Source organism: Massilicoli timonensis (assembly GCF_900199515.1).
Classification (GTDB): domain Bacteria; phylum Bacillota_I; class Bacilli_A; order Erysipelotrichales; family Erysipelotrichaceae; genus Massilicoli; species Massilicoli timonensis.
This window is the reverse complement of sequence record NZ_LT963434.1, coordinates 1,680,499-1,703,081: the sequence shown is the minus strand read 5'-3', so window position 1 is coordinate 1,703,081 and position 22,583 is coordinate 1,680,499. Positions and strand designations below refer to the sequence as shown.

Genomic DNA, 22,583 nt, shown 5'->3' with positions numbered 1-22,583 from the left:
AGGGGGCAGCCTATGGAGATCGTATTCCATACCGGGAAAGACAGCGAGCAATCCCTGCGCCAGTTCGCTGAAAAACGCGCCGAGTTCCTCGTTCGTGAATTGAGGGACTTTAGCGCAGAAGAATTAAAAGCATTGCTTTCTACATTGAAAGAAGATAATCGCACCTTTGAGCAAAAATGAGGACGTTCCTATAATAATGGAGAAAAGGGCGGTTTTCTCACCGTCCTGGAAAGGAGGATATTTGAATATGAAACGCAAAGCAAGAATCCAGATGGGAATTGATGATAGATTGGTGGCCATATATGCGAGAAAATCCCGCATTACAAATAAGGGAGATAGCATTGGTGTTCAGTTTAAGCAAAGTGCCGACTATGCTATCAACCAGCTTTCTCTATCGGAAGATTACGAATTTGCCCGGTATGAGGACAAAGGCTTAAGTGGTTACTATTCCGACCGCCCAGATTTTCAAAGGCTACTCCGGGACATTGAGATGGGGAAAATCAAGGCTGTGGCCTGTTACAAATTAGACCGAATCAGCCGTAAAACTTCCGACCTCATGCGGCTTCTGGAATACTTTGAGCGTCACGATGTGACGCTTTTGGTCTGCTCCAACAATATCAATACGCGGATCAGCACATCCAAAATCATCATCCAGGTGCTGGCCATTATCGCAGAATTTGAACGCGATATTCTAACTGAACGTATCCAGGATAACTTGATGGAGCTGGCAAAAGATGGGCGCTGGCTGGGAGGCAAAACACCGACCGGCTTTTCTTCCCAACGTGTGACAACGGGAAGTGGAAAAAATAAGAGTGCCATTAGCTTTCTCGTCCCTGTGCAGGAAGAAAAAGAGATTGTATTGGAAATCTACAGCACCTTCTGGGAGACACGTTCTCTCTTGCAGACGGCAAATATCATCAGTGAGAAATATGAAACGAAGCATGGCGCGAAGTTTACCACATCCACCATCCGGCTGATTCTGCGGAATCCAATCTACTGCGTGGCAGATGAATATTCCTACAACTATTTTCTGGAGCATGACGGGAACCTGTTTGGAGAACCGTCCGACTTTGATGGTCAGCATGGGCTTACTGCTTATAATAAGACCGACCAGATGAAAGTTGAGGATGAGGATTCCACCTTTTTCAATCCCAAATTCTCACAGCTTCTTACCAGGAAACCCATTAGTGAATGGATTGTTTCTGTGGGTCGCCATGAGGGATTTATCAGCTCCCGGAAATGGGTGGAAACACAAAATATGCTGGATGAGATTGCAGAAAAGTATAACCGGCCCCATAGAAAAACCAATGCTTTGTTGTCCGGCTTAATGTATTGCCCTATTTGCGGAAAACGGCTGCGTGTACTGCCAGAATCCAATCGCTGGACGAATGGCAAGCCCCGCTTCAAGTATGCCTGCCCTGGGGTGAGGGCAAAGGAATGTACCTTCAAAGGGGTTGAGGGTGTAACGCTTGATGAATTTGTTATCCACTCACTCTCCAGCCTGCAAGAAGAACATTCCGACTATTACCGGCAACTTTTGGAGAACAGGGTTGCCAGCATGATCCGTACTGACCAAAGCGAGAAAGAGTACCAGGAAACCAAAAAGGCTATTGAACGCTTAAATGCGGATATTGCCGCACAGGTACGAAATCTGCGTGAGGCAGATGACGCCCTTAAACGCTTCATCCAGGATGATATAAAGGAATTGACGGACGAGCTGGCAAAGTGCGAAGCTGCGCTGCGCCGAATGGAGGATACTCAATCTGAAAATCAGTATCTCGTCCATGAACTGAATGGCATGAAAAAAAGGCTGCTGTCCTTTGAGGAGTTTGCAAAGGACGCACAGCCTGAAGCTCTGTTTACTTTAGTTCATTCGATTGTTGACCGAATTTATATTACTACTGATGGCACCAAACAGAAATGCCAGGTATATATCAAAGGCTGCGCCACGGAGGATTATTCCGACGTACTCGGCGCAGCCGGGTACATAGAGGAAGAACCCCTGTTGCCGGTGGTGTCGTATATGCCGCCAATGTGTGATTTAGATTACTATAGCATTTACCATATAGTCATCTACTCCAGCATAAAACCCTTTTTGTTTAGAAGAAAGATCATCCAATGCTGTAATAAACAGAATTGGCACATTCGGATTCTGTTGACGGATTTCGCTAGCAAAATCGAACCCGTTAATCTTCGGCATCATAATATCGGAAATAATCAGGTCATAGCTTTCTGCAAAAAGCAGGTCATACGCCTCCACAGGGTTACAGCAGCCTTTCGCATTATAATTATTTTTCGTAAGATAGGTACAGATAATCTGGTTCAATTTTTCGTCATCTTCCACTACAAGTATGTTAATCATAAGGCCCTCCTATCGTTTTCCTTTAAGGTTTAAGCGGGTCAATATCTGCTCCGGGGATTTCTTCTTTTAAAATGCTAAGATATTTTTCATAAGCTTTCGTACAGGCTGTTATTTCGTCCATGCTTAGCCTGGACATAGCTCTTTGTTCCGCCGTAAAAATTGGAAGAACAATACTTTCACCGTACTTTCTTCCTGTATCTGTAAGCCGGATTACTTTTCGGTTACGTGTGCCGGGAACCGCTTCCAAAACCGCATAACCTTTTTTAACCATTTGGGAAACAATTCTGTTTACGGTCTGCTTTGAAAGAGACCATGCAGAACATATACTCTGCTGAGATTGCTCGCCCTCCACAACGATTAGGGAATACCATATCCAAAATTCGTTATCGGTGACTTCCGTATGAGCGATAGCGGTATGGTAAAGGGCGGATATCGCATTGATCTGGCGATAGATGGTTTCAATTTGTTCTTTGGCTGTATGCCTCATAAAGCTTCTCCTTCAAAATAGGTAATCCAATATAGATACAGACCAAATTGAATTTACAAAGACAATAGAAAGTAGTTGCTCATTATCTTCACAAAGAATCCCATTTGGTACTTTTCAAGTATAGTCTCAAATGGGACTCTTGTCAATGGCGCAATAAAAACAATGAGTACAAACTGGTTATTAGGAATTCACGATACTACCGGCAAGCAATGCAATCTTCCGTAAGATTGCGTATTTTAGGCAGGAAACCGTTCCCGGTATTCCTGCCTAAAATGCTTGTTGGTGACATATCCCCAAACCCCTGAGATCATCGCCTGCGGCGATGGCTGCGCGTTCCGCTGGAACGCTGAAACCGAAAGCAGAAGGAAACTATTGTCGCGATTTCTGCATATCCCGCTGTGGTTCCTGTCCGGCGGGAAATTCCAGAAGATAATCCACATTGGCCTTGACATTATGAAGTTCCTTCATTTCTGCTCTGGCCTGCTTATAGGCAGCATAGGTTTTCCGCTTCTGTTCCAGAAGTCCGGCATATTCCTCCCGTAAGGACTTGACTGAGGGCAGCTTTGTAATTCCCAGGCTGTCAAAATGCTTCTTAGCCGCCTGGTGCAGAAGGATTTCCGCCTCGTGCTCAGAACGGAATTTTTTGCTGTAACCGGCCTTGCGGTATTCGATATAGACCGCCCGTGTTTTCACATAGTTCACGATCTGTTTCTGCAATTCGCCGTTGGCCGTCATCCGTGATTCCATGTCTTTAATCTGTGTGGACAGTGCGTTAAAACGGTCAGTAACCGCAGATGTTCTTTCCTGCAAATCCTCATAACTCATATTGCCATGCTCTTTGAGATAGATTACCGCCTGGGATAGCTGTTTCAGATTAAACACCTTCGCCCAGCGTTCATATCCCGGACCTTTGCCGGCCCGGATTGCCGCCTCAATATCCACCAGCAGACCGACTTTGGAAACCGGTTTTGTGGGAGCAGTACGCCGGGGCTTTACAGTACGGGTTCCGGCAATCCGTTCTTTTATGGCCTGCTCGGTATAATCTCCTTTGAGCGTATCGCACCGGGTATATTTCTCCTGACCCGGTACACGGAAACGGAGATGCTTTCGTTCCCGGTTAATTTCAATACCGACAGCTTCCAGCTTTTTCAAAAGTTCTTCAAAATCCTTCGGCTTTTCTTCCATGGCCGCGTCGATTGCCCGGCGTATCTGCTCCTGGAAGGAGGGTTGGTTTTCACTGCCCAGCCATGTGCCATAGTGGGTCCGGCTCGGTTTCGGGTCCTCTACAATCGATAAGCCATGTTCCAGACAGAGCTTGTCATTCATGCGCCGGATTGCCCAGGTGGAGCCCCAGAAGTTGCGGAATTTCTTCTGACAGTCCAGCGTCGTAGAATTGATTATGATGTGGTTATGAACATGGTGTTTATCGATATGGGTGCAGACGACAAATGCGTGATTGCCTTTTGTGAGCTTCAACGCAAGCTCCCGCCCAATCTGATTCGCTTCTTCCGGCGTGACCTCGCCGGGTTTGAACGCCTGCCGGAGATGGTAGGCAATCACATCGTCCGCGCCCTGACTCCTTCCGGTCTGGTTAAAATACTGTCGCTTGGAAAGAAGAAATTCCGCATCCGCAATCCTGGTATCGCACTCATACCCATAAATGAATTTTCCAAAATCCGTTTTCTGCGGATTTTCCACATAATCAATGACGTCTGCAATGGCCGTGGAAATATCCCGGCCTTTTCCAATATGCAGTGGCATCAGCCGTGTGGTCGCCATCCCATCACCCCCTTAATCAAATTTCAACGGTCATCGTTCCGGCTGTCTGTGCGGTTTCGGTTTATCGCTGTACGCCTTCTGCCTGCTGCCCCTGTTCAGACTGTCACGGACAGAAGTTTTCTTCTCCTGGGCCTGTGCATACTCCCGTCTGGCCTGTGTGAGAAATAAATCCGTAAGCCCTGGGTGGCTGCGGTCCACCACAAAGTAAATATTACTGTCACGGACAGAGCTGCCCGGATTTTCATAAACCGGAATCGTTTTCGCCCAGGCTTTATTATCACGGGAAATGCGCCCGTCCCAATCTTTTTGCCGGACTGTGACCGCAAGCACATAAAACATCCGGTCATAACCAAACTGTTCCAAGACCTGATGTACTGCCTCCGTGCCGAGGCGGTTATCATGGTAGTGAGCGGCAATGGCCTGCTCGATTGCCTCCTTGCAGGCGATATTGGCTCTATAGGAAACGCGGTACTGATCCAACTCCCCATGCTCACGCGCATAAGACGCAGAATAAGGATAGATAGCTGTATTGTCTTTCAATCTGATACCTCCGAATATAAGAAAAGGGCGGGACACCGAAATGTCCCGCCGCAAAAGTTTATGAAAAAATGAAATCCTTGAGCGCGTAGTTTATGCCGCCGATTTTTCCAGTCAGCCAGGCCGCCGCCATCGGCAGACCGTAGGGGCTGATCAGAAATGCAATTACCAGCCAAGAAAGCCCCGCCCACAGGCCCGCAGCAAAGAACAGAACCAGCGACGCCAGAAAAACAATGCCGGACAGGATTCCCAACACCGCCCCGGATGTAATTACCAGAAATTTGCACACCAGATAGAGGATTCCCGTAACCAGGACAAAGGGTAACGCTAATATTTTGAACACCAGCCGCATAAGCCAAGCCTCCTTTCGTGGGAACATGATCTGTTCCTCTATCAAAATTTTACTGTGGCCGGTTCGGAAAAGCAACGGTTTTTCTTTCTGTTTATGAAATGTTCGCAAATCCCCGAAGCAGCTTTTCCATACCATCCCACAGGCCGTCCAGTCTGGCGCACAAATCCTCCACATCGGCGGCATAGACGCTGCCGGTCTCATTGGCCCGCCGGGTGTACTGGTTTAAGTTATTGGAGCAGATACGAAGGAGCCGTATCATTTCCTGAATATCGCTCATATCCAGATGGATGATATAGCCGTCCACCGCCATCTTGCGCAGATATGCGGAAAGATTTGTAATTCCCAGCTCCGCCATGCGCTCTTTTATGAGAACCGCCTCCTGCTCGGTAACGACAAATTCTACCCGTACCGAGTGCTTGTCACGCTTGCCTGTCATCGTTCCGGCCCGTTCTTGTGGCGGGTAGTTTTATGAGAGACAGCAGACGGTTGCAGCTCCTTCAACTGACCGCGCACAGTGCCTTTCTGCAAGCCGTCAATATACTCTTTTATATTTCCGGGCTTTGCATGGTAGGAACGCTTAAACCGCTCCCGTTTCAGAATCATGGCAAGCTCCTGCTCACTTCCGGGGCTGTAGAGCATAAATTTGGGATTCCCATGCTCCGGCGAAAGCTCATTGATAAATCGTCTGCGTGTCTCATACGGCATGGTAACAACAGCGCCATCCTCGAAAGTAACCGTTACCTTTTCAATCGGGCAGGTCAGCAGCTTTACACGCTCCACATGGTCGGGATAATCCAGCGGATAAAGATTCCCCATCACTTTGCCGTCCTGAATCCCTTTTATGGAGAGGGCAAAGGCAAGAACCGGGTCTTTGGTCTGCTCATGGTAAAATTTCCATACATTATTTTCATAGCTGCCATCCAGATAGACTTCCCGCTCCCGCAGGGTATAGGTGCCGCAGGGCCTTGACATCCAGAGAAGGCGCCTGTCCTCCGGGTCCGCTGATTCTGCCAATTTGGGGATCAGTTCTTTATCCATATCAAAGTCATCTTTATAGTGCTGTGTATGCAACTCCATAATCTGACCTAAAGCATCCAATATATCTATATTCTCGAATTTTACTCCCATTTATCACCGTTCCCTTTCCAAATCAGGCGGTACGATCTGCCTGGCATCGCGCTCCGGGCGGTCCGCTTTCAGGCGTTCCATAAGGGACGGTTTATCCCCCGGCAAAGTCTCTGGGGCAAGCTCTTTTATTTCCTCATAAGTCTGTCCGTCCGTCAGGTCGGGACGGACAGGGGGCTCATTGTTCAGCCTGCCGTCCAGCATATTATAATTTCCCGTCTGGCCTTCCTCGTAAAGCTCCGCATTACGCAGATAGCTTTCGGGCGGCTGGAAGGGCTGCCCCGCAAACAGGATTTCCCTGCTTAGCGTAAACTGCGACAGCACTCCGTCCCGAAGTCTGGCAAATTCTTCATACTGCCGCATGGTAAGTCCCCGGTTCAGCATTTCGTCCTGGGTATGCACCCACCCCTCGCCATAAAGAAAATAATACATATCCGGCTGGTCGCAGACAAAGCACAAGGAACCGTCCTGATTGTCATAATAGGAGGGCTGCATATCCTCATAGTGGCAGCGTTCCTCTTTTCCCAGATATACTCGGTTATCCGCTCCCATCATAGCGACCATGCCCGCATAATTGCTGTGTACCGCAGACCGGATTTCCACCAGCGGGTCCGGCTCCGCTATAATCTGCCTGCCGGGAATCTCATTTTGTTTTTCCGCTGCTTCATTCCGCGGCGTGGTTTCAGCGTGAGCGCGGGCATCCAAATCCGGCTGAGCGGCACGCTTTTTCACCGCGCCGGGTTCCGGCTCTTTGTTCCTCACATAGTAATGCACATTGGCCGTTGTCCTGCTGCTCATTTCTCTGGCATAGGTTTCGGCAGCCTCACGGCTGTCAAATTCCAAAGGCTTGCCGTCCTCCTTGCACCAGCTTTCCGCATGTCCAAAGATAGAGGCGGCGCTTCGCACCGCCCATACACCGTATGTCTGTTCCATATTGCATCCTCCTGTTATCGTTCCTGCTGCCGGCCCGGTTTTACATGACCGGACGGTTCTACGGATTTGGTTTCCTTCAAGTGCTGCCGGACAGAGGGTTTCCGCTCTGTCTCTGGCTTGGAATCGGTGATATTGACATACTCGCCAATGATACAAAGCGCCTCTCCATAGCTGCCGGAAGCAAACACCCGGTCTGTCATTTCCTTTGCCTGATCCTTCCGGCCATATTCCCGGAGAGTACGGGCGGCAATTCCTACCAGGTTAAAAATATTCCCGTCCTGTCCGATCAGAGCGCAATCCGGTTTCTCCGGTTCCGGCGAAGGTTCTCCGATAAAGCCGCCCAAACGGTTGGGTACAAAATCAGACAGCCATGTGCCGCCAAAATTCTCATGGGTCTGCAAACGCCACATGGCAAGTTTTCCAATATCCAGATTCACGCCCTCAAAAGGATAGAGCAGACAAGTCATGCCGTCATACTGGAAAGCGGAAACATCCTCAAACCTGCTGCCGCCTTTCAAAATCCCCGATTCCGTGAACATCTCATTGATTCCGTCCACCCATTCCTGTAAGTCTCCGCCGCAGCCCATCAAAATCAGACCTTCTTTGCTTTCCATGCAGAGCAAATCATCTGTTGTAATCGTGCTGATACTCAAAAAATCGCCTCCTATCGTTCCTGTTGATTTTCCTTATTCTGCCGGGCAGCTTTCCTTTCCGGCATTTTCTTTAGCTGTTCCCGGACAGAGGGTTTCCGCTCCGCCTCCCGGCAATCCGTGAGAATATCGGATAGAGGCTGCTCCCAGCGGTTCCCGAATCCGCGTATGACCGTCCCCGCCAGCGCGCCGTTGTCCCGAAACATCTCCAATGTGTCAAAAGCCCGTTCAAACAGCTTTATGTTCCTCGCGTCCACACAAGGGGCAAAATGAATGATTCCCTTTGGATAGTCCCCGCCAGTGCCAATCCAGCCGCGGATAAAATGATCAAAATTCTTTGTAATCCCGGCGCCGGCCAGCTCTGCCGCATGACTGGAATTCACAAGGTCCGTTTCCGCATACTGCCGGCCTAAAATCAATATCCCTGTATCTGGGTCGAACATAAAACGTCGGTTATCAATCTGCTGCATATCAACGGTCTGCGTCCCTGTATCAATCCGCATAATATCTGCTGTAATCGGTATTTTTTCTATAAGCATCCCTCCTGACTGTGTTTGACAGCGGCACAGCCGCGCAGCCGTTCCCGAAGGGGACGATCTGCCAGACCTGCAAAGGTCTGGCGTCATCCCTGGGAAGACAAAAAAATAAGCGCCTCCCAAAGCGCCTTTGTCCGCAGCTTAGCCCCATTTCAGAGACCATGAGTATTCTAATATAGGCGCCTGTCAAACCGGCTCTCGAAAGCCTTACAAATCAAGCCCTTTTTTCATTAAGTTGCGGACACATTACCCTGATTCTGCCGCTTTCTGCGCTTGCGTTCCCGCTCGGATTTCCGTCTCGCAAAAGTGCGGCAGGCATCGGAACAATATGCCTGGCTGGTTGTCGGAAGATAAGCCTTCCCGCAGACCGGGCATATTTTCTGTTTCATAGATGTGTCCTCGCCCGTAATGGCAGATTCTAAAGACGGATCGGTTGGAAGCACCGCCTTACGGAAGTACCGGCACAGTGAGCCGGTCCACCATTTATTCAGCATATAGCAGGAACAGTCTAAGGGTAGGCAGAGCTTATCCCGGTCATCATAGTTGGCACAGAAATATGTTACCAGCCTTCGGATTGCCGCGCGTTCAGACCGTGTTAGTTCACGGCAGGGCGGCCCGCTCACTTTTTGCCGCCTTTTCTCGCCGGAAATTCCAGCTTGAAATTGACATATTTACCGCCGGTATCGTCCAGAATTACCTCCGCATCATAGTTTCTTCCGGTCTTTTCACTGTAAAGCCCGGATATGGAAACGCGGCCTTCTTTCAGAAGTGCAGCCGCCACAGATTTTGTAATGGTCTTTTTCTTACTGGAAAAAAACCTGTTATCCTTCCAGAGCGCAAAAGAACAATCCCGGTTATCGCAGAAAAATCCCTTTTTGCCCTCATACACGGTTCCTCCGCAGCGAGGGCAGGTCCCGACAGCCTCACGTCCATTTCCTTTCGCATCCGGGAACAATCCGGCAAACCGTTCCTCCGGCGCAGTATGTTTTTTTACAAGCGCACGGCTCATATCCGCAATCCCCTCCATAAAAGCCTCCGCAGAAACTTCGCCGCGCTCCACCTGTTTCAGCATGGACTCCCATTCCGCAGTAAGCATAGGCGATTTGATATTGTCTGGCAGGACCAGAATCAGATTCGTACCTTTTTCCGTGGGAATAAGCTGTTTTTTCTTCCTCTGCACGAAACCGGCAGAAACCAGTTTTTCCAGCGTGGCCGCACGGGTGGCCGGCGTACCTAAGCCCTTACGCTCGGCATCCTCCGGCATATCCCCGGCGCCTGCCGTTTCCATAGCTGCCAGTAGGGAATCTTCGGTATAATGCTTCGGCGGGGAAGTTTTGCCTTCCCGGACGCCCGCAGATACCTTTTCAAAGGTCTGGCCCTCCTGCAGCGGAGGCAGAGCAGCGTCCTCGTCCTCTTTTTCTTCTGCCTTATCCTGTTTCAAGCCCATGCGGTAAAGGCGTTCCACCTCCTTCCATCCGGCCTGCAATATGGTCTTTCCCTTTGCCGTAAAGAAATAGCCTTCACAGTCCAACACAGCCGTTACCGTTTCAAACTGGTTGGCCTTGGCTGTTGCGCAAAGAAGCCTTGCAGCAATCAGCGTCAGTACATTCCGCTCCCCGGAAGGAAGCTCCGACAGATCTGTCCGGGCAATCTCCACCGTAGGAATGATAGCGTGATGGTCGGTAACTTTGCTGCCATCGGTCACGCGGTCAATATCCGGTTCTCCGGCACAGCCTTTTCCAAAAGGCATATGTTCCCGCAGCCAGAGGATCAGGGAAGCAGCGGTGGCCTGCATATCCTCAGTCAAATACTGGCTGTCCGTCCGGGGATAGGTCGCCAGCTTTTTCTCATAAAGAAACTGTATATAGTCAAGGGTCTGCTGGGCCGTATATCCATAAATGCGGTTACATTCCCGCTGTAAGGTCGTCAGATCGTAGAGGCGGGGAGGCTGGACTGTTTTGACCTGTTTTTCCACGGACAGCACCGCAGCGTCCTTCCCGTCACATGCTATACGGATTTCTTCAGCTTCATTTTTCCCGGACAGCTTTTCGCCAGAAGCTGTAAATCCGCCGCAGGTAATTTCCGGTATATAAAAGGGCTTGCTCGTAAATGCCTGAATCTCCGCCTCCCGCTGTACCAGAAGGGCCAGCGTAGGGGACATGACGCGCCCAACATTGAGCGTGACGCCATACAGGACAGAAAAAAGGCGAGTGGCGTTAATGCCGATCAGCCAGTCAGCCCCGGCCCGGCACACAGCGGCATCATACAGCCGGTCATACTCATGGCCGGGACGCAAATGCTCAAAACCGTCCCGGATTGCCGCATCCTCCATACTGGAAATCCAAAGGCGTTCCATCGGTTTGCCGCACCCGGCATACTCATACACCAGCCGGAAGATCAGCTCACCCTCGCGTCCGGCGTCAGTGGCGCATACAACCGAATCCACCCGTTTGTCCTTCATCAGCCGGCAGAGAAGGCCAAGCTGCTTTTTCTTATCCTTCGGTACTTCATACTTCCATTCCTCCGGCAGAATCGGCAAATCTCCATAGCGCCATTTGGCATATTGTTCTCCGTAGGCTTCTGGCTGTGCCAGCTCCAGAAGATGGCCGACACACCAGCTTACCAGATACCCGCCGCCTTCCATGTAGCCGTCCTTTTTCTCATTCGCACCCAACACCGCCGCCAGCGACATAGCGACAGAGGGCTTTTCCGCAATTACCAACTTCATTCTCGTAACCTCCATTTCTTGAAAACAAAAGGGCAGCCGGATAGCTGCCCTTTACAAACATGGTTCCTGTTTCACAGTACGCCTTTCTTCCGGCATCTTTGCCGCCATTTCCCGGACCTGCGCTTTGTTTTCGGAAAGACGTTCCAAAAGCCCTTTTTCCTGTTTCCGTCCCAGGGTTTTTGCTGCCCGGTCATAATACTGTACCTTATCCGAAAGTAAATCCTCCGGCGCCACCTGAGTAGCATTAACCTCCCGAACCATATCCTCCAGCTCTTTTGCCTGCGTATTTCCATTTTCCGGTACGATCAGCACCTCATGGACAGACGAAGGGAGGACATAGAAATTCTTTCCGACCAATTCACCGATTTTATCCAGTACCCCGTCCCGCGCAATTACCCCAGCGCCATCCTGCCTGCCAGGATTTGTCAAGACATACATGGGTGTAAAATCGGTATCTACAGGCTCCGGGCTGTCAAAAAGGTTTTTCGGCTCAACGGAAAACATAAGCTCTGACATTAAATCCTCCATGCTGTAAAACATAACAGGATTTTTGGCATTTTCCGCATGAACTGTATCACGATGAAGCTGCTCCGGCGTAATCCCCCACAAATTCAGCATACTGTCCGTTACTGCGACAGAAGCGACTCCTTCCTCGTTCTCCATGACCTGAATCCGGTAAGTTGCCGCCAATTCCCCGCAGATGGTATAGGGCTTTCCTTTGAGATATTCCTTGTTCTTTTCCGGGTCACACAAGCGGATCATAAGCATAGGTCTGACTATTTCATAATCTTTCAGGTCATCCACATGAAAGAGTTTTCCCACACTATTTTCCATTCTGATTTCTGCAATCTGCCGCATTATATCATCCAACGGACGACCTTTTTTGTTTTCTGCCTCAAAAGGTTCCAGATAGATTGTCGGGACAGTCATTTCCCCGCCTTTTCGGATGATAAGTCCGGTAAGTGTCCGGTCATTTCCCTTCGTAACTTCTTCCAGGGTTATATCCGCGTCATTATAATCCTGAGACAGATATTCCCGGATATGGCTTTTGATATATTCTGCAAATTCCTGATTCATTCCATGTTCCTCCTATCCAGTTCCTCCATCTGTTCGTCAGCCTGCTTTCCGGCCTGCAAAAGACACATCAGTACAACGCCGGCAGACATTCCCCCTGCAAAAGTCAGAAAGTGTGTTATCAGGTTCCACATAAAAAATCCCTCCTTTTCGGCATAAGAAAACGCCCACTATCAAGTGAGCGTCAATAAAAGTTACCATGATTTAATTCTACAGTCTTGGTACGCGGATTTCTCCCACAGGAATCTCCCGCAATTCCTTCTTCATATTATGGGTAAGTCGAATCGTATTTACCGTTCCACCTTTTTCCCGCCCGTCATAGACGGCGATCACCCGGTCAGAGTGTTCCACCATGTACCGGTTGCGCTTGGCGTAGACATTGGGCCTGTATTCCTCCTGAATGACAACGACATCCGCGCAAGCATGAAGCAGCGCCTTTGTCTGCTCTCTGGACTCTAAGCTGTCCATCCGTTTCCGATAGGGAAGCACCGCAATCAGACGCAGGTTGGGAAAATCCTCTTGCAGCTTTACGACCATTTCCGCAAAGTATTGGTCCGCGCCATCCGCAAAACCGGTCATAAACCCGGTATAGCCATCCGAAACCGCCTTTATAATTTCACGCCGCAAAGCATATTTTACGGTATCTATCTGTTCAGCCGGTATATCTCTGTGTCCTGTAACACAACAAGTCTTTTCTGCCATCTCTTTTCTTCCTCCGATAGATTGAAACTTTTATCCCACTCATTTTAATAGATTTATTTTAGCAAGTCAACCGAAACGCCCTCTTGTATTTTGCGAATAAAGGAGAGGTGTGAGGTAAAATCTATTACAGAATGGGAGGTGATGTTGATGTACGAAGATTTTGTCCCGGAACGGCTGGCAAAGCTGAGGACGCAAAAGGGTGTATCTGCACGCGACATGTCGCTGTCGTTGGGGCAAGCGAACAACTACATCAATAACATTGAGAACAAAAAATCACTTCCCTCCATGCAGTCTTTTTTCTACATCTGCGAATATCTCGGCGTAACCCCTTTGGAATTCTTTGACGAAGGAAACGCATACCCGGAAACCCTGCAAGAGTTCGTTGCAGAGGCAAAGCGGCTCGATCCTAAGTCAATGGCCTATATTCTCGGCATTATGAAAGAGCTGAACAACAGGAAGTAAAGCGGTCATTATTGGCCGCTTTTTTTAGCTTGGATTGGCCTACAGAGATTGAAAACCTCCTGCTTCCAGCATATCCCAGGGAACATCCTTCTATACCGGCAATAAAGTAAGATCATTCGCCGGTACTTCCAAAATTACCGGTTCCACGCTCTGCTCCCAACTCCGAAACAAAATCCGCAATCACAACCGGGGTAATCACAAGTTGTCCTACACGCATACCTTTGAAAAGTTCCTGGGTTTTATTGCTTACATTACTGATAATCGCATGGATTTCACCGCGATAGCCGGAATCTACCGGAGGCAGCTCGCAGACCAGCCCCTTTGCCGCCATGCTGCTTCGTGGGAACACATATCCTGCATATCCGTCCGGCACCTCAATCCCAAAACCCAGCGGAACCTTTGCAATCTCGCCCGGCTGCAATGTACAGTCGTAGGGCATATACACATCTGCGCCGGCATCGTTCCCATGTGGCCGATAAGGTCTCCGGTTTTCCGGCACGCCAAAATCAATCAGCTTAATCTTCATAGGGGCCGCCTCCCGTAAGCAGCGGATAATCTGCCGCCAAAATCTCGCCGGGTGTCATACCGCCCGCAATCTTTCTTCCGCAGGTCATTTTCCCCTCCAGGCATTTGTCCCTTTGACAGAATGGACCGGCAAGAGCAGGGGCGAACAGCGCCGGGCTCAATATATAAAGCTCTCGCCAGATTTTCAAAAGCACGATCCTGGTTTCGTCCGTATTACGCCGGCACACCCTCTGGCCGATGATATGTTTCCATTGAAAGGCGGTGGCGCTGATAATCAGCACATTCCTAAGGCCCTGGGGCGTGGCATACCCGGCTGCATCGTGTCCAATCCCGGCTGCGCACAGTTCTTCATAACAATCCATATCAGATTTACAGCTTTTCAGGTACATTTCCTGGATTTCTTTCGGCGCAGCCAGAACTTCATAGGGGATGGCAAAATCCGCCTGCCCTGTGTAATTGCTGTACTGTAAGGATGCGCTCATAAACTTTACTTCATTTTGGTGCCTTGTGATCTGCGCCAGAAAGCGCCGGCTTGCTCCCACAACCGCAACGGTGATTACCGCAAATTTCTGTACTGTAGGGTGCGGAAGGCTGCCGATAGCCGCCACAGTATCAGCGCTAAATGACTTTTCATAGAGGGCCGTCAGGTCATCCATTGTAGTAATCCGGTGGCCCCTTTGGGTAAGCCTGGCAGCAAAGACCATATGTTTTTCGGTCTCCTGTACCGCCTGGCAGTTCAAAATCTTCACTTCAATTCTGTTGATTGGTATGTCCCTCCTTTACAATGGCTTTCAGTAAAAACAGATAATTAAGACTGTCTGTAATCTTTTCATCCCATGTGTCCATGCCAAAGCTAACGTCATCGGCAAAACACATATCATACAGGGAAATAATGTGCTTTGCCAGCATCCCGGCAAGGGCCCGTTCCGGCGAACAGTGCTGCAAAGCAGCCGCAGCCTTGAACGCTCCCAGGCGGTCCGTATCATCCCCGGTATATTCTTTGGTTTTCTTTTGCAGGATGTCGGCACAGCGGCGCACCTGCTCGTCAAATACGGCATTGACTTCATTTTGTGTAATATGGCATCCCTCCCTTGAAATAAAAAACCAGCTATCCTAAGCAATTTTAGAATAGCTGGCAATATAATCTGTGCGCTTAAAGTGTATTGATTTCTTTTTCCAGAATCTTGACGGCCTCCATAACGGTTCCAAAATCCGGTACATCGCCATAGAGCATATCCCTCATTGATTCATAATCCGCCTCCAGTGCTGCGAACCGATATTCCGGAGGAATCAGTTTCAACGTGCCCGGCACAGCTTCCGGGTACTTCGCCCATGTTCTCGGATAAAACTTCATTTTGAAGTCCACGACTTTCTTCAGCAGGTCGAGCCGGGTAAAGGCCATCTCTTTAACCGAAGTCATAGACATACGGTACAAATCATAATAATGCCTGGAATAACGCTGCGGCATTTCCAGATGTTCCGGCCTGTTCGCCTCATGGTGCAGAATCGTGGCTTTCTCCCAAAAGGTACGTTCCGGCGCCACAGTCAAAATGTTTGTACTTTTCTGCGTAAAGACATCCGGGTAATATTCTGCTGCATACGGAACAATTTCAGCCGCTGTCGCCGGCGTCCATGCTGCCAAAGCGCCAATCTCCAGACGGATTACCTGCAAAGTGCCTGCATTACTGAACAATTTTGGATAGGCAAAAATGACTGTCTGCTTTTCTTCGCCATCCATGTGGATGTCTGCATCACAACCAAGCTCCTGAGATAATCCTTCTTTAATTGCCGGACAGAAGGTTTCTGCTAAAAAGACCTCCGCCCGTGCATTAGCTTCTTTATTGAAAGCGTCCTGCTTTGTGTTAGAGCGTTTCTCCCAGGGTTCATCCTTGCCATATCCCAATATACGCCAATCCAGAATCAGGTCTATATCCTCTGAAAACCGGCTGATTAAGTTAAAGGCTTTTGATAAGCTGGTACCGCCCTTGAATGTAATGGCATCTTTCCAGGGTGAGCGGTGAAAGAGATAATCCAACGTAAAGCATACCCAAAAATCTTTTTCTACAATCGCATCGTTCAAGCCCATTTTATCTGCTGTATTTCTAAACAGCCGCCGCTTATCATTATCTGAAAATCTTGCAACCTGTATCATTTCTCTCGTACCTCCCCAGCAATCTGCCGTATCGTATCATAGACCCAATCTGTAGATTCTGCTGCCTCCTTTAACATAGCCGCCTTATCACTTTCACTTAATCGTGATTGCAGCGCCTGGATCGTTTTGGAAGTCACATTCGATTTACCCAAAGTTTTCAATGCCTGAATAACAAGTATCGTCATGTAGGAAAGCCCGGTGATTTCTTTATTGGTCCTATGCTTAAATTGCAGCTTTGTGGCGTTCCATTCATAGGTTTTATACGGTCCGTCACTGATGTAGGACCATACCGCCGTTACCTGCGTAGATAAGCCAAGCAGATTCAACGCTGTATTCCCACATGGGGCAATGGTCCAGTGATAACTTCGGGCCAGCGCCTTTGCTACAGCGTCCGGGTCTGCCGCTACATATTCTTTCAGCATCTCGCTGTATTCCGGCTTTTCATAAATGCCTTTCAAAATCCGGCGTAAAACACCGTCCTCTACAAGCCGGTACAGGGCTGAGCGTATCGTATTCGCATCAGCAATATCCGCAAAATCCGAAGCGGCAAAAACACTCCCGTCAGCCGCAGCCGCAACCCTTTTTCGTACTTCTTGAATATATCCTTTTGCCATTTGGAATCTGCCTCCTTTGCAACGAATATTATATATTATTCGTTGCATTTTTTCAACTGTCCAAAGAGTCTTATTTTTGGTATTTCCAAATGTCTGCCAGATTATTCAAGCCAAAGGGCCTTCGGCCATGTTATTTGCAACGAAATTTATATACTATTCGTTGCATTTTACGCACTCGGCAGATAAATCCAGTCGTGCATCAGGCACACGCTCGGTTCGTCCTCCCTGGGAACCAGCCGGTAAGTACATTCTCCGTACACCGTCCGTTTGTCCTCGATCTCCATTCCATACGCCTTGTAGAAACGGTATTCAAGGTTGGAAATGATACACCGCAGCGTTTGCAGCGCCTCCCGCTGGGAGGTCACGATCAAATCCCGGTCAACGCTGCGCTTCATAAACAGCAGCGACTTGTAAAGCTGTACCTCCGTCCGGTAAGGGCGGCAGTCCATCGTCTCCAGCCAATGGCAGAAGGCAACAGGCCCGCTCTGGATCAGCTCACGTTGCGGGTGGTAATACTCGTAGCAGTCCAGGTTGGCCGTATTCAAAAGATACAGCATTTCCCTGACCTCATTTTCCGGCATATCATAGAACCGGAGAAGGGAGCGGTACAGATGAACATAACCAGGTATCGAAACAATGGCATTTACCATAAAAATCCTCCTAAATAGCAGGTGCGGGAGCATATGCCCCCGCACCGTTTTTTTGATTTGTTCAGTTGTTTACTTCCACCAGCTTTGCCATGACAATAAACCTGCTGGCTCCGCCCGGCGTACAGGTGGAAAGGGTAAGCACCTTATCACTGGAAGTCACGGTAACATCCGTTTCTATGACAGAGCGGTCCGCCATTGCAGACAGCCATGTGGTATAGGCCCCGTCATCCTTCCAGCCAAGCCTCCAGGGAGAAGTATCGCTGCCAGATTCGGAAGGCTTTGCTACAAATGCCGTGAAAATCTCGCAGAGATAACCGCCATCCGGGGTCACAAGATACATCTGCGGGTGCTCGTCAAAATAGCTCTGCTCATTATACTCATTCAGCGCGGCAAACATGGAACCATCCCGCATATTGTGACCGTAGATAATGGTATTGCGGTCTGAAAAATCTGCCTGGTTCTCATAGTCCGCAAACAGGCAGCCCGTCTTATTATAGGTACCGTCATACAGATGGCGCAGGTAATATTCGTTGTCCTCAGCCTGCGTAACCGGATAATTGATAACCGTATCGGGAAGGTTGAGCCATCCGATAATGTCCGGTCCGGTCTCCCAAAGAGTTTCAAAGTCTACCACTGGGAGGACGATAGAAGGGTCCTGCCCGGCAGCTTCCGGTTCATCTGGAACCGCCTCGGTTTCACCGTCCTCCGGCAGCTCTACAAGGGAAGCAATGTCGTCATAGGCTCCGGCGCTCTCCTGGTACTGGCAGATGTCCCGTACCATCAGAAAACCGCTGCACAGGGCCAGCGCCGCGCAGAGGGAAACGACTGTAATGCCGGCAGCCTTTGTCTTAGGTGTCCTTCTGCTGTATTTTCCCTTTTTGAAATAGGAAACAGCGAACAGCCCTCCGCCAATCACAGACAGCGCCAAAAGACCCCCATACAGGAAAATGAAGTTGTCATCCCCGGTCTGCGGTACAGCCTTATCAGGATTCGACGGCGTGGAAGGAGTGGAAGGCGTAGACGGCGTGGTCGGGTTTTCCGGATTCTCCGGTTCCTCCGGTTTCTCATTGAAGAACTGGACCGTAGCTGTTTGATCCGCCTTGATTTCCACCGTGGCTGCGTCAGGAATGATATAATCCTTGCTGGCACGGTTCGCTACCTCTGTTACCGTATAAATACCGGCACGCAGCCCCTTAACCTCAATCACGCCGGATTTTGGAGTGGTAAAGGTTTCGCAATAGGAGCCGTCTGCGCTCTTGACCTCAATGGCGAACCCATCCTTGCGTCCGTCACTGGAATCCTTTGTGATCTTCAGGTTGCCGCGGTACGCCTCGTTGGTAAAGCCGCGTCCAGCCTCCCCATTTTCCACAACTACCGTCTGGCCGTCCTCGGTAATTTCAAAGTAGTAAGCATTTTCGTCAAGCTGATAACCCTCCGGCGCTTTGCTTTCCTTCACAAAATAGCCCTTTGCCAGAAGATTTTCCGCCGTATGGAATCCGGCGTCCGTCTCCGTAAGCGTTCCCAGCAGCTTATCCTCACTGTCAAACTCTTTGTTGCCGTTGGCGTCCTCATACAGTTCAAATTCCGCGCCGGAGAGGAACCGCATAAAGGTATTATTATCCTCGTCCTCTTTCTCCACGGAAGAAGGCTCGTCAACCGCTTCGGTCTTTTTGACCTGTACGTTGCCGCGGATCAGGGTATCATCCACACGGATTTCAATACTCTGGCCGTCCGCACCGATATAGATATGATGTTCTTCCGGGCTGACGGTATAAAGCACCGGAGCGGAGATTTCTTTTACGATCCAGTGGCCGTAAGGGATATTCTCAAAGGCAAAGCTGCCATCCTCGCCGGTAGCAACGGTAAGCAGCGCGTTTTCCTCGGTAAATTCCTCCGTGTCAGGCTGAAACAGGCCCATGACCGCACCGGCCAGCTTTACCGCCTCGCCGCCGTCTGCGTCCTCACCGTATTTCACACCGTCTACACGCCCGCGGAGCAGGTCGTTGGAAATGGCCTCGCCGTCATTCACAAGAATCTGTACCAGCGCCGTCTCCTGGCCCGCGTATTCAAATACTACCGGATATTCGGTATCAGAAAGAACATAGGCGCTGTTTGTGGTGCGCTCCTTCACAAAATAGCTGCCAAAAGGCAGGTCAGAGGCAAAAGAAGCGTCATAACCACCTGCCTCATTTGCGGAAACGGAAACTACTTCCAGAAGCCCGCCCGCCGGAATCACGCTGCCATCCGCAGCCGTCAGGTCAGCAGAAGCATAAAGGCCAAAGGAAATATCCTTGTATTCTTCGCCAAAACCAATGCCAAAGCGTTCATCTGTTTCCAGAGCTTTGAAATAGGGTAACATCGACCTTCTGGCGCTCGTCATAAAGACCGAGGGCGGTCTGCGTGATTTCCACCGTCTCACCCGCATAGGTAAGCTCCGCATATTCCGGGGTAGTATTTATGACACAGCCCTGCGGCGCCTGGCGTTCCTCCAGACGATAGCGGCCCAGGTACAAAAGCCCGCTCTGCGCCGTTCCGTCATCCCCCGTAGTAAGGGTTTCTACAACCGTATCCTTTGCCGCGCGAAGTGTGCCGTCTCCGGTATAAATATCCTCGTCGGCAATCACATCATAGACCGCACCGGGCAATCCCATGACTTCATAAACCGGCTGATACAAGCCTTCGTTTTCCTGAACAGAAGCAAATACCTCTCCGGTCTTAGTGATCGTAAGCTGTCCCTTCTGCGGCATATTGTACTGTGTGACCGTGACAACGGCCTCGCTGCCGTCAATGCCGAACGGCACCGGCTCACCGGAAAGGACATAACCATAAGGAGCCGCCACCTCGTAAAGCTCATAATCGCCGGTGTGCAACGGCTCCGGCAGCATCAGCCAGCCTTCATCCGAAACATAGAACGTATCAAGGGTTTCCGGGTTCGGATAGTAGATTTCCTGCGTGACAAATTCGCCGGTAGACAGGTCTTTGATCTGGAACCCGGTACCGGTCATAGGGATAATATTACCGGTCTCGGCGTCACACTTCTCCACGCGCAGCCTTGCGGTGATGGTGCGGTTATTCAGGATATAGCTGTAAGTCTGACCGTCCGCGGAAATAAATACCGTAAAGTCCGGAATAAAAGCCTTTCCATCTTCGCCGGCAACCTGGTGGACCGTATAGTGTCCATAAGGCAGCATCTTAGACGCCGCAAAGCCATCACCATCCGTAGTAAGCAGGTCACGCTCACTTTCTTTCGCCGCGTCATAGCTGCCGGCAGCTTTCAGATAAATCTCAAAGACGGCGCCGGCCTCCGGTCTTTCAATGGTTCCTTCGTTCGGTTCCTCCGTATTTTCTTCCTCGGACACATCCGGGTCAGGGTCATCCGTATGCTTGACAAGCTGAATGTTGCCGTAAATCACAGTTTCCGTGACATTGTTTTCCGTAGTGTTCAGCTCCACTTCGTACAAAGAAGGGGAAGCGCCCACCTCATAAACGGTATCATTCAAAAGATAACCGGTACTTGGTTCAATCTCACGGAGCGTCCAGTTATCGCCGCAGACATAATAGCGGGTCATAAAACTGCCGTCCGGTCCGGTGGTGTAGGTATCTACCAATTCGCCGTTGTTGAACAGTCCATAGGTTGCGCCTGCAAGGGTAGCGTCGCCCTGGGCGGTTCCGGTATCTGCGTCGCTCTTTACTGCATGGACGCGGAATTTCTTCAGAATATTACTGAAATGGACAGTAGCGGTCTGACCGCTCTCAACCGTCACATACTGCGCGGAAGGGGTCACATAGCGGTCTACCGGAATCTCGGTCACAAGATAAGTACCGGGAAGGAGCTTCTTAGCGATCTGCCCGTTTTCCCCGGTGGTAACATCCTCGTTGACTTCATTTCCCAAAATATCGGTGCCGGAAATGTGAAAGGAAATCCCGGACACAATGCCGTCCTCACTGGTCTTGACAATCTTTGCGGTGCCGTAGGTCTCCGTCTTGATTTTTACGAAGAAGGAAACCGGGTCACTGGCACCGGTCATCATGGTCTGATAACCAGGCCGCCCCCAGATTAGCATATCGTTTGCAACCGGAATATCCTTGCGGAATTCAAAGGTCACAGGGTCCATAATCATATTTCTGCTGGTAAAGGTGTATTTGTTGCCGTTTCTGGTAACGGACACGCCGCTGCCGGCAAGGTTTTCCAGATCGATATTCAGGTTGTTGGTATCGGTAACAGTCAGGGTATAAACCTTTTTGTCCGTGTCCCATTTCAGTTCCAGCTCCGGGGCCTCGCTTTTCTTGGAGGAAGTAAAGGACGGAACCGTGGAATGGGAAGCGACCTGCGAAAGAATCCAGTTATAGGCTTTCTCCGCAGGACGCCCGGCAATCACGCTGTAATACTGGTCTGCGGAGGCATGGCCGTTACCGTGGCGGCTGTAAGGGTCGCTCCGGAGCTGCTGCTGGTATTCCCAGAGTATAATCTGGGTCGCCATCTTATAATCATCCTCATTGATTCCGGAAACAGGAAGAGAGGCGCCGGGTTTCCAGCCGTAGATTGCCGTCAGGGTAATCCCCCGTCTTGCTTCGGCGGGGAGAAGGTTTAAGTATTGGCTGTTCGTCCCACTCTCTGATGTATAGGTATTATCAGAAGTAGTATAGGGAATCCCGCTCTCCACACAAAAGACCTGATGGCTAATGCCGTCCGAATCCGTCAGCATATAGTGCCGGTAGGCGCTGCCCCCGGAACCGGAACGCTGCTCTGTGGTACCATCGGAATTATAGGCAAGAAACTTGGTCGGCGACGGGGAATAATAATGCTGCCCATCAGAGCCCACATACTGGTCGCCCAGCCAGGAACTTGCTTTCTGCCCTGGTTCCATAGCAAATGCCTGCGCGGGAATCAGCCCAAAAAGGCAAACCGCGCAGA

25 protein-coding genes are annotated in these 22,583 nt (G+C 50.0%); 3 read left to right on the top strand and 22 right to left on the bottom strand.

Annotated elements, in window-relative coordinates:
• The first annotated feature begins 12 nt into the window (after positions 1-12).
• Together C1712_RS12765 and C1712_RS10505 are read left to right on the top strand one after the other, a co-directional pair.
• A complete protein-coding gene (locus C1712_RS12765) occupies positions 13-180 on the top strand; it encodes a hypothetical protein (protein WP_154666060.1) in 168 nt (55 codons plus the stop codon).
• Positions 181-247: 67 nt separating this feature from the next.
• Positions 248-2,395, top strand: coding sequence for a recombinase family protein (locus C1712_RS10505; RefSeq protein ID WP_219718861.1), 2,148 nt, complete (start codon positions 248-250; stop codon positions 2,393-2,395).
• On the opposite strand, the gene C1712_RS10495 is transcribed toward C1712_RS10505, so the two are convergent.
• From C1712_RS10495 to C1712_RS10430, 14 genes are all read right to left on the bottom strand, one after another.
• Positions 2,385-2,849, bottom strand: coding sequence for a MarR family winged helix-turn-helix transcriptional regulator (locus tag C1712_RS10495; RefSeq protein WP_102269060.1), 465 nt, complete (start codon positions 2,847-2,849; stop codon positions 2,385-2,387). The two genes, C1712_RS10505 and C1712_RS10495, sit on opposite strands and share 11 nt — an antisense overlap.
• A 369-nt stretch (positions 2,850-3,218) precedes the next feature.
• Positions 3,219-4,628, bottom strand: coding sequence for a relaxase/mobilization nuclease domain-containing protein (locus C1712_RS10490; RefSeq protein ID WP_102269058.1), 1,410 nt, complete (start codon positions 4,626-4,628; stop codon positions 3,219-3,221).
• Between the two features lie 30 nt (positions 4,629-4,658).
• The gene (locus C1712_RS10485; protein WP_102269057.1) at positions 4,659-5,168 is read right to left on the bottom strand and encodes a DUF3849 domain-containing protein; all 510 of its coding nucleotides are present in this window, start codon (positions 5,166-5,168) and stop codon (positions 4,659-4,661) included.
• Positions 5,169-5,226: 58 nt separating this feature from the next.
• Positions 5,227-5,517 (bottom strand): CD1845 family protein, encoded by a 291-nt coding sequence (locus C1712_RS10480; protein ID WP_102269055.1) that lies wholly within the window; start codon positions 5,515-5,517, stop codon positions 5,227-5,229.
• 91 nt (positions 5,518-5,608) lie between these two features.
• The gene (locus tag C1712_RS10475; RefSeq protein WP_102269053.1) at positions 5,609-5,953 is read right to left on the bottom strand and encodes a plasmid mobilization protein; all 345 of its coding nucleotides are present in this window, start codon (positions 5,951-5,953) and stop codon (positions 5,609-5,611) included.
• Complete coding sequence (locus C1712_RS10470) at positions 5,950-6,645, bottom strand: hypothetical protein (RefSeq protein WP_102269051.1); 696 nt, start codon at positions 6,643-6,645, stop codon at positions 5,950-5,952. The genes C1712_RS10475 and C1712_RS10470 overlap by 4 nt, the downstream gene beginning before the upstream one ends.
• A 3-nt stretch (positions 6,646-6,648) precedes the next feature.
• Positions 6,649-7,575 carry a DUF4316 domain-containing protein gene (locus C1712_RS10465; protein WP_102269049.1) on the bottom strand — a complete coding sequence of 309 codons (927 nt, stop codon included), beginning with the start codon at positions 7,573-7,575 and terminating at the stop codon, positions 6,649-6,651.
• Positions 7,576-7,589: 14 nt separating this feature from the next.
• Complete coding sequence (locus tag C1712_RS10460) at positions 7,590-8,228, bottom strand: hypothetical protein (RefSeq protein ID WP_102269047.1); 639 nt, start codon at positions 8,226-8,228, stop codon at positions 7,590-7,592.
• A gap of 11 nt (positions 8,229-8,239) precedes the next feature.
• On the bottom strand, positions 8,240-8,728 hold the full coding sequence (locus C1712_RS10455) for a hypothetical protein (protein WP_245858133.1): 489 nt from the start codon (positions 8,726-8,728) through the stop codon (positions 8,240-8,242).
• A gap of 263 nt (positions 8,729-8,991) precedes the next feature.
• A complete protein-coding gene (locus C1712_RS10450; RefSeq protein WP_102269043.1) occupies positions 8,992-9,384 on the bottom strand; it encodes a cysteine-rich VLP protein in 393 nt (130 codons plus the stop codon).
• Positions 9,381-11,489, bottom strand: a complete 2,109-nt coding sequence (locus C1712_RS10445; RefSeq protein WP_102269042.1) for a DNA topoisomerase 3 — start codon at positions 11,487-11,489, stop codon at positions 9,381-9,383. Before C1712_RS10445 ends, C1712_RS10450 begins: the two co-directional genes overlap by 4 nt.
• A gap of 51 nt (positions 11,490-11,540) precedes the next feature.
• Positions 11,541-12,566, bottom strand: a complete 1,026-nt coding sequence (locus C1712_RS10440; RefSeq protein WP_102269040.1) for a DUF5688 family protein — start codon at positions 12,564-12,566, stop codon at positions 11,541-11,543.
• A complete protein-coding gene (locus C1712_RS10435; protein ID WP_102269038.1) occupies positions 12,563-12,697 on the bottom strand; it encodes a DUF3789 domain-containing protein in 135 nt (44 codons plus the stop codon). Before C1712_RS10435 ends, C1712_RS10440 begins: the two co-directional genes overlap by 4 nt.
• 76 nt (positions 12,698-12,773) lie before the next feature.
• Positions 12,774-13,265, bottom strand: a complete 492-nt coding sequence (locus C1712_RS10430) for an SLOG family protein (RefSeq protein ID WP_102269036.1) — start codon at positions 13,263-13,265, stop codon at positions 12,774-12,776.
• Between the two features lie 147 nt (positions 13,266-13,412).
• Here C1712_RS10430 and C1712_RS10425 point away from each other — a divergent pair, with 147 nt between their 5' ends.
• Positions 13,413-13,727, top strand: coding sequence for a helix-turn-helix domain-containing protein (locus C1712_RS10425; protein ID WP_102269034.1), 315 nt, complete (start codon positions 13,413-13,415; stop codon positions 13,725-13,727).
• Between the two features lie 112 nt (positions 13,728-13,839).
• Here C1712_RS10425 and C1712_RS10420 read toward each other — a convergent pair whose 3' ends face one another.
• From C1712_RS10420 to C1712_RS12915, 8 genes are all read right to left on the bottom strand, one after another.
• Positions 13,840-14,253 (bottom strand): dUTP diphosphatase, encoded by a 414-nt coding sequence (locus C1712_RS10420; protein WP_102269032.1) that lies wholly within the window; start codon positions 14,251-14,253, stop codon positions 13,840-13,842.
• Positions 14,243-15,001: an FAD-dependent thymidylate synthase gene (locus C1712_RS10415; protein WP_281254636.1), complete on the bottom strand. Its 759-nt coding sequence runs from the start codon at positions 14,999-15,001 to the stop codon at positions 14,243-14,245. The genes C1712_RS10420 and C1712_RS10415 overlap by 11 nt, the downstream gene beginning before the upstream one ends.
• 1 nt (position 15,002) lies before the next feature.
• A complete protein-coding gene (locus tag C1712_RS10410) occupies positions 15,003-15,290 on the bottom strand; it encodes a hypothetical protein (protein ID WP_102269030.1) in 288 nt (95 codons plus the stop codon).
• 115 nt (positions 15,291-15,405) lie between these two features.
• Positions 15,406-16,404 carry a nucleotidyl transferase AbiEii/AbiGii toxin family protein gene (locus C1712_RS10405; protein WP_102269029.1) on the bottom strand — a complete coding sequence of 333 codons (999 nt, stop codon included), beginning with the start codon at positions 16,402-16,404 and terminating at the stop codon, positions 15,406-15,408.
• Positions 16,401-17,018, bottom strand: a complete 618-nt coding sequence (locus tag C1712_RS10400) for a DUF6088 family protein (RefSeq protein WP_102269027.1) — start codon at positions 17,016-17,018, stop codon at positions 16,401-16,403. The genes C1712_RS10405 and C1712_RS10400 overlap by 4 nt, the downstream gene beginning before the upstream one ends.
• 167 nt (positions 17,019-17,185) lie before the next feature.
• Positions 17,186-17,668: a hypothetical protein gene (locus C1712_RS10395; RefSeq protein WP_102269026.1), complete on the bottom strand. Its 483-nt coding sequence runs from the start codon at positions 17,666-17,668 to the stop codon at positions 17,186-17,188.
• Positions 17,669-17,729: 61 nt separating this feature from the next.
• Positions 17,730-20,093 (bottom strand): class B sortase, encoded by a 2,364-nt coding sequence (srtB, locus tag C1712_RS12920; RefSeq protein WP_219718860.1) that lies wholly within the window; start codon positions 20,091-20,093, stop codon positions 17,730-17,732.
• The gene (locus C1712_RS12915) at positions 19,993-22,536 is read right to left on the bottom strand and encodes a SpaA isopeptide-forming pilin-related protein (protein ID WP_219718859.1); all 2,544 of its coding nucleotides are present in this window, start codon (positions 22,534-22,536) and stop codon (positions 19,993-19,995) included. Before C1712_RS12915 ends, srtB begins: the two co-directional genes overlap by 101 nt.
• Positions 22,537-22,583 lie beyond the last annotated feature (47 nt).